Source organism: Bradyrhizobium sp. Mp27, assembly GCF_029953005.1.
In the GTDB taxonomy this organism is placed as follows: domain Bacteria; phylum Pseudomonadota; class Alphaproteobacteria; order Rhizobiales; family Xanthobacteraceae; genus Bradyrhizobium; species Bradyrhizobium barranii.
On record NZ_JASAUS010000258.1, the window covers coordinates 1 to 6,710 of the forward strand.

Sequence of the window (6,710 nt, forward strand, 5' to 3'; positions counted from 1 at the left end):
GTCGTCAGGCGGCGAAAAGCCGAAGGCAATCCTGTGCGCCTCGTCAGACAAGATGTGCGGCCGCATCAATCGGGCCCAAAAGCCGCACTCTCACGAATAGGACGGGCTAGGTTTTCGTTGTCAGTATCCAAACGGAGCGGCTTGCGGCGATATCAAAGCGCGGGAATCACGACTTCGGACGTTGCTGATCGTTAACATTTAGTGCGACCTTGATCATCAAGTTGCTTGACGAGGCTTGAATGCCCCGCTCTGGATTCGGACTGCAAAGACGACCGATCATGGTCGCATCCGTGGCACTCGCCAACAAGATTGCACGCATCAAATGCCCAAGCGGACGGATTGAGATCGCACGATCTGCTATCTGATCCTGATCGGTATGCGCTTTGTGGCCTCCCTCTGACCAGGAAGTACTTATCGGAACTCAATATAGTTCTCAGCCGTTCACCCCAGCCCGAGCGCTTCGTCCAAGCCCAAGCGCACGGCCAAGTGTCATGGCCCAGGGGTGAAGATGCAATCGCCGCGGCGATGCATCCCCCTGCTCGCCGAAATACCGGGGCCGGACGGTGCTCACGCCGTCGTGACCCCGTTTCAGAATTACCTTCATATATGGGCTGAGCAAGCCGGTGCAGATATTGTTGCGATCTGCTATGTGGATCCCGACAAGGCGGCGAGGCCGCATCGCGACAACCTACTCCGACGCCGCCGCGACGCTCGAGCAGAAACGCCCCGATTTCGTGAACGAGTCTCGACTTCCGAATCGCATCGCGCGCTGGTGCAACTATCGCTCGCGCCTGGCAGGCTCATAATCTGCCTGACGTTTACGCGGCGATCGCGCCATGATCGAAGTGGCCGAAGGATCAAACGCGAGAGAGTGACACCTTGACGATAGGCTCAACTACGCGTGGTGGCGGAAGAGGGACCGTTTGCGCTTCATCTCAGGGAGAGCGCCACCATGATTGTTCTCGGACCACTTCTCGTCATCGTCGGCATCAAGAAGCGTTTGCCTTCTTCGATCCGCCGCGTATCACCCGGTGCCGGAACGCTACCGTGGCAGGGGCGTAGGGGTCTATCCGGGCTTCATGCAACTCTGCGCTTCATGACGATAAACCCGGAGTGCCATGTCTCTGCCCAGTCGGAGATGTTCAATCATCTGGTCGAGGGCAACGGCGGACTCGCCGTAGGCGGAAAGGGTGTGCCATAGCGATCGCCGTGCCCGGTCGCCTATTTCGGCCGGACGTATGGCCGAAAAAGTCAGATGGATTCAGGTGTAATGAAAGATCGAGAAATAATTTTCAGGGTGATGCTGAACGTCGGCAGCATTCACATTGGAGAGCGTGATCGAATTACCCTCTCCGAGGTCAACGACGGTAGAATCCGAGCCATCCGCGTAGACGCGATTGACAAGATCGGCAAGCGTATGAATACCAGTATGATTGATCCCTTCCTCGATGTGCAGTTTATCCCCCACCGTGAAATCCATCACGGCATCCTTGCCGTTTCCGCTCGTAAACATGAAGTTGTCGTTACCGTCATTGCCGAACAGAACATCGTTGCCCTGATCGCCGAGCAGAAAATCCTCGCCCGCACCACCAGAGATCGTGTCGTCGCCCTGATTGCCTTCCAGAGCATCGTCGCCCGCACCACCAGCGAGATAGTCGTTCCCGCCCAGGCCTTGGATAAAGTCCCTATCGGGCGTCCCAACCAAGTGATCGTCGGAGTTTGTGCCGCGGATAAAAGCCATGCCGTTCTCCTGTGTTGTGTCGGCGAGCGGTCACGCAAGTGATCGCGCTCTGGCTACGAAACATAAACTTCGAAGCTGACGAAAACCTGATTGCACACTCAGCCAAAACGGATGCGATGGGTCGTCTAATTGCCGAGCGTTGTGCAAGTGGTTTTTCAATAGCCCTCCGGCTCGACACTGAGATCGGTGTTGTCACGTTGATGAGCCGTCGGGTGGGTGGATGCGAGACCTCACAGCGGTTGTACAAGTCATAACAACGGCCTTGAGGTTTGACTCAGATTGGGGAGTCCCAAATCGGTGAATTTCTGAATCGGTCGTTGCTCGTTAGGAGAAGAGCGCTTGGGTGGGACGGTAGCGATCGGCCGGTTTGATTTGACAGCACCTGAGCTTTGGAAGGCGGCGCAGCGGGAGAAGGACAGAACGGCGGCGCGGCGGATGTTGGCACTTGCGCTGGTTCTGGAAGCGGGGGGCGCAGGAAGGCGGCGAAAAACTGCGGAATGGATAGCCAGACCCTGCGGGACTGGGGGCATCGGTACAACGTGGAAGGCCTGGCCGGGCTTCGGTCGCGCAATCCGCCTGATCCTTTCGCCGAAACTCACCGCGCAGCGGAAGACGAACTGGCAGGCTTGTCGGAGCCGGCGCCGCTCTGGCGCTGGGGTGGTGCGCTGGCGGCGGATTGATCTGCGCGACGGGATTGAACGACGCTTCGGCGTCACAATGCACGAGCGTTCGGTTGGCAAGATCCTCGCAAAGCTCGGTTATCGCCGCTTCTCGGTGCGCCCCGCGTTATCCCCAAGCCGACGAAGAGGCTCAGCAGGCATTCAAAGAGTTTACCGCAACCGTTGCGGCAGCTCTCCCCCGTCACGCCCAAAGTAAGCCGATCGAAATCGGGGTTCCAGTGCATGGTTCGCCTCCGGTTTGCAAGAAGAAAGCAACGCTCCCGAGAGCCCCTGCTTCATCGTGTTCGGCTTGTTGGTAGGCGTAATTTTGCCAGAGCCGCAATGGCAGCCGCTGGGATGCGTTCCTTGCAAGACAACCAGATCTATTGATCTCCTGCCGCCACCAGACTTGATACAGCCGGCTCAAGCAGGAAATCAATAAATAGCTTGAAGTTTACGTGGCGTCAGGTTGTAGGCTCTCGACGAGCGCTGACCAAAGCTACATGAAGAAGGCAATCGATGACGCGCCGGCAAATCGGATTCGAACGCCACGTGACGTTGGATCCCTCGCTTCAAGGAGTCTGGAGTACGATGGTCGGCAGAATTTCGTCTCCTGACTCATTAATGCAAGCATCTGGGAAGGGCCGGGAAGAATGACGGGTGGTCCAATCGAGCAAGTGCAGATGCACGGGGACTGCTTTAGAACGCGCGGCAGGGCGACACATCTTCAGTTTATGACTCTTTCAGAGTCCGCCGCAATCATCGAAATGCGGTCGCGAACCTGCTGCGGGGGTAATGCGACGGACGATGGCCACAAACGACGGTGCCGCGTGGCTTTCACGAACCCTTTTTAGATGTTGGATTTAATGGCAGTCGCTCCCGCCGTCCGGCGTTCCGAACTCGGTGATGCGCTGCGCGCTTGCCGAAGTGCCTTCATCGGCGTCGGTCTCATGAGTTGCATGATCAACCTGCTGAACCTGACCGGCTCGGTGTTCATGCTGGAGGTCTATGACCGAGTGCTGCCCAGCCGCAGCGTTTCGACCCTGGTCGGCCTCGTCGTTATCGCCGGCAGTCTCTACATCGCCCAAGGTGTGCTCGATCTGTTGCGCGGGCGGATCCTCGGCCGCATCGGAACCTCGCTCGACGAAGCGCTCAATGCACGGGTGTTCGACACCGTCGTGCGCCTGCCGCTGCTGGTCGGCAATCGCAACGAGGGCCTGCAGCCGCTGCGCGACCTCGACACTGTGCGCTCGTTCCTCGGCAGCATGGGACCGGGGGCGTTCTTAGACCTGCCTTGGCTGCCGTTCTACCTCGCGATCTGCTTCGCGTTTCACTGGCTGCTCGGCGTCACTGCGCTCGCCGGCGCCATTGTCCTCGTGACGTTGACGCTGATCACCGAATACATGTCGCGGGCGCCTGCGAAGGAGGCGATGACGCTCGCGGCCCGGCGCAACGATCTTGCAACCTCGAGCCGGCGCAACGCCGAGGTGCTGGTCGCGATGGGCATGGCCGAGCGGATGAACAAGCGCTGGAACGAGGCCAACGAGGACTACCTCGCCGGCAATCAGCGCGCCAGCGACGTCACCGGCGGCCTCAGTTCCGTCGCCAAGGTGCTGCGCATGATGCTGCAGTCCGCGGCGCTCGCGGTCGGCGCCTATCTCGTCGTTCACCAGGAAGCCACCGGCGGCATCATCATCGCCGGCTCGATCCTGAGCGCGCGCGCGCTGGCGCCGCTCGACCTTGCGATCGCGCATTGGAAGGGTTTTGTTGCTGCGCGCCAGAGCTGGCAGCGCCTCAACCGCCTGCTGCAGCAGATGCCGGCGCCCGCCGCGCAGACCCTGCTGCAGGCGCCGAGCAAGAAGCTCACGGTTGAAGGTGTGACCATGGCCGCGCCCGGCGACCAGCGCGTGATCATGCGGGACGTCACCTTTGCGGTCGAGGCCGGCAGCGGTGTCGGCGTGCTCGGCCCGAGCGGCTCCGGCAAATCGTCGCTGATCCGCGCGCTCGTCGGCGTCTGGACGCCGGTCCGCGGCAAGGTACGGCTGGACGGCGCGGCGCTCGACCAGTGGTCGTCGGATGTGCTCGGCCGCTACGTCGGCTACCTGCCGCAGGATGTCGAGCTGTTCGGCGGCACCGTTGCGCAGAACATCTGCCGCTTCGATCCCGAGGCCAAGTCCGATGCCATCATCGCCGCGGCCAAAGAGGCTGGCGTGCACGAGATGATCATCAAGATGCGCGAGGGCTATGGCACCCAGGTCGGCGAGCAGGGCACCGCCCTCTCGGCGGGGCAGGCCCAGCGGGTGGCGCTGGCGCGCGCACTCTACCGCAACCCGTTCCTGATCGTGCTGGACGAGCCGAACTCCAATCTCGACAGCGAGGGCGACGAGGCCTTGACGCGTGCGGTGTGCGCGGCGCGCGGGCGCGGCGCGGTTGTGATCGTGGTCGCACACCGGCCGATCGGCATCGAGGGCGTCGACCAACTCCTGGTGCTGAAGGACGGCCGCATGCAGACCTTCGGTCCGAAGGAAGCCGTGCTCGGGCAGGTGCTGCAGCGTGTCGCGCCGCCGCCGATCAAGATCGTCTCCGACGCGGGAGCTGCGAAGTCATGAAGGAGCAGCGGCGGAACGCGCACAAGTCGATCAGGGAACACCTGATCGTCGGCCTCGTCGTGGTCCTCATGCTCGCCGGCGGCGTCGGCGGCTGGGCTTCGACGGTGCCGATCGCGGGTGCCCAGATCGCGCCGGGCTCCGTGGTTGTCGATTCCAACGTGAAGAAGGTGCAGCATCCGACCGGCGGCGTGGTCGGCGAGGTGCGGGTACGCGACGGCGACGTGGTCAAGGCCGGCGACATCGTCGTGCGGCTCGACGAGACCGTGGTGAAGGCGAGCCTTGCGATCGTCGTCAAGGCACTGAATGGACTTTACGCGCGCGCGGCCCGGCTTGAGGCCGAGCAGCAGAACCGGCCCAAGATTGCCTTTCCGCCGCAGCTCACCGAGCGCGCCGACGACCCTGATGTCCGCTACGTGATGGCGAGCGAGACCAAGCTGTTCGAGGTCCGCGTCAACGGCCGCACCGGCCAGAAAGCGCAGCTGCGCGAGCGCGTCACCCAGCTCAACGAGGAGATCGCCGGGCTCCAGGCGCAGGAGACGGCCAAGGACAAGGAGATCGAGCTGGTGCAGCTGGAGCTGGTCGGCGTCCGTCAGCTCTACGAGCAGCATCTGGTGCAGATCAACCGCCTGACCACGCTCGAACGCGATGCCGCGCGGCTTGCGGGCGAGCGCGCGCAATACATCGCCTCGCGCGCGCAGGCCAAGGGCAAGATCACCGAGACCGAGCTGCAGATCATCCAGGTCGACAAAGACATGCTAGCCGAAGTCTCGAAGGACCTGCGCGAGACCAACGACAAGATCGGCGAGTTCGTCGAGCGCAAGGTCACCGCCGAAGACCAGCTTCGCCGCATCGACATCCGCGCGCCGCAGGACGGCGTGGTGCTGCAATCGACGGTGCACACCGTCGGCGGCGTCATCACCGCCGGCGACGCCATCATGATGATCGTACCGAGGGCCGACGACCTGTCGGTCGAGGTCAAGGTCAATCCACAGGACATCGACAAGCTGCAGGTCGGCCAGAAGACGCTGCTGCGGCTCTCGGCCTTGAACCAGCGCACCACGCCGGAACTGAACGGCGTCGTGACCCGCATCTCCGCCGACGTCACCACCGATCAGCGCACCGGGCATAGCTTCTACACCATCCGCGTCTCGATGCCGCCGGAGGAGGTCGCGCGCCTCGGCAGCGACATCAAGATCATTCCGGGCATGCCGGTGGAAGCTTTCGTCCAGACCGGCGACCGCACCATGCTGACCTATCTGATGAAGCCGCTTAGCGACCAGCTGATGCGCGCGTTCCGCGAGAAGTGAGTCTTTCTCAATGCGTTGAAATCATACCCTTCCTCTCGCCGCCGAGATGACGCGCCTCGTGGCGCTGTGCAGCGCTGACAAGCTCCCAATATGCGGCGCTCACCAACCGCATCGCGCAGGAGAATTCGGCGCTCCAGACCCTCGAAACGCGGTTCACGGTGCCCAAGGCGCCGCTGTCAAGCCGAGCGCGACGACACCTATCCGTGCTCACCGAAGTCTGCGGCACGTGATAGGGACAGCGTCACGGCGACTTCAGCTGCGTAGGGGTGAGGGCGGCGCACTACAGACTAGTACCCGGAATCAGAGCTGAGTGATACGGCGGCCTTTGAAACGGCGTTGACGGACCTTTTTCTTGGTCCAGACGAAGGGCTCGGCTCTGTCGTTGTATGCGTTG

Annotated in this window: 5 protein-coding genes; 4 read left to right on the forward strand and 1 reads right to left on the reverse strand. The window is 62.0% G+C overall.

Features of this window, described 5'->3' with window-relative positions:
- Nucleotides 1-952: 952 nt before the first annotated feature.
- On the forward strand, nt 953-1,201 hold the full coding sequence (locus tag QJT78_RS47185; protein ID WP_157790321.1) for a hypothetical protein: 249 nt from the start codon (nt 953-955) through the stop codon (nt 1,199-1,201).
- A 60-nt stretch (nt 1,202-1,261) separates the two neighbouring features.
- Here the strand turns inward: QJT78_RS47185 and QJT78_RS47190 are convergent, their stop codons facing one another.
- Nucleotides 1,262-1,741: a hemolysin-type calcium-binding protein gene (locus tag QJT78_RS47190; protein WP_038976556.1), complete on the reverse strand. Its 480-nt coding sequence runs from the start codon at nt 1,739-1,741 to the stop codon at nt 1,262-1,264.
- 389 nt (nt 1,742-2,130) lie between these two features.
- Here QJT78_RS47190 and QJT78_RS47195 point away from each other — a divergent pair, with 389 nt between their 5' ends.
- The 3 genes from QJT78_RS47195 (at nt 2,131) to QJT78_RS47205 (ending at nt 6,316) form a co-directional block, all read left to right on the forward strand.
- Entirely contained in the window at nt 2,131-2,421 is a 291-nt protein-coding gene (locus QJT78_RS47195; RefSeq protein ID WP_272481447.1) for a helix-turn-helix domain-containing protein, read from the forward strand.
- Nucleotides 2,422-3,266: 845 nt separating this feature from the next.
- Nucleotides 3,267-5,009, forward strand: a complete 1,743-nt coding sequence (locus tag QJT78_RS47200) for a type I secretion system permease/ATPase (RefSeq protein WP_038976557.1) — start codon at nt 3,267-3,269, stop codon at nt 5,007-5,009.
- On the forward strand, nt 5,006-6,316 hold the full coding sequence (locus QJT78_RS47205) for an HlyD family type I secretion periplasmic adaptor subunit (protein ID WP_038945580.1): 1,311 nt from the start codon (nt 5,006-5,008) through the stop codon (nt 6,314-6,316). The genes QJT78_RS47200 and QJT78_RS47205 overlap by 4 nt, the downstream gene beginning before the upstream one ends.
- Nucleotides 6,317-6,710 lie beyond the last annotated feature (394 nt).